The organism is Niastella populi (assembly GCF_002078015.1).
GTDB classification, from domain to species: domain Bacteria; phylum Bacteroidota; class Bacteroidia; order Chitinophagales; family Chitinophagaceae; genus Niastella; species Niastella populi.
The window spans coordinates 1-798 of the sequence record NZ_LWBP01000084.1; the positions used below are offsets into that span (position 1 = coordinate 1).

A 798-nucleotide genomic window follows, 5' to 3' on the forward strand; every position below is an offset into this window, starting at 1 on the left:
TCAGGTTGACGATGGAATCGCAACCGGCGGAGCTTGTGAGAGTATCGCTGTACGTACCAGCGGCGGTAATGTTCAAGCCATTCCAACTATATGGTAACTGGTTGGTGCAAATGGTGGCAGTGGTTGTATCGCTGAGTACATTATTTACTGTCAGAATAATGGTACTGATAGAGTCACAACCATTGCTGCTGGTGAGTGTGTCGCTGTACGTACCAGCGGTGGTGATAATCAAGCCATTCCAACTGTACGGTAATTGATTGGTACAAATGGTGGCGGTGGTTGTATCCCTGAGTACATCATTTACAGTCAGAATGAGGGTGCTGATAGAGTCACAACCATTGCTGCTGGCGAGTGTATCGCTGTACGTACCAGCGGCGGAAATGCTCAAGCCATTCCAACTATATGGTAACTGGTTGGTGCAAATGGTGGCAGTGGTTGTATCTGTGAGCACGTCATTTACCGTCAGAACCAGGTTAGTGATAGAATCGCACCCGGCAGCACTTGTCAGGGTATCACTGTAAATACCGGCCGCGGTAATGCTTAAGCCATTCCAGCTGTAAGGCAATTGATTGGTACAGATGGTGGCGGTGGTTGTATCGCTGAGTACATCATTTACTGTCAGAATGAGGGTGCTGATAGAATCACAACCATTGCTGCTGGTGAGTGTATCACTGTAAGTACCAGCGGTGGTAATATCAATACCATTCCAATTGTATGGTAATTGGTTGGTACAGATGGTGGCACTTAAAGTGTCTCTTAATATGTTGTTTACGGTTAAAATTAAGGTAATGATAGAAT

At 45.9% G+C, this 798-nt stretch carries 1 protein-coding gene; it reads right to left on the minus strand.

Going from position 1 to position 798, the window contains the following annotated elements; genetic code table 11:
- Positions 1 to 798: hypothetical protein (locus A4R26_RS34840; RefSeq protein ID WP_207625719.1), on the minus strand; the 798-nt coding region annotated here is incomplete at both ends.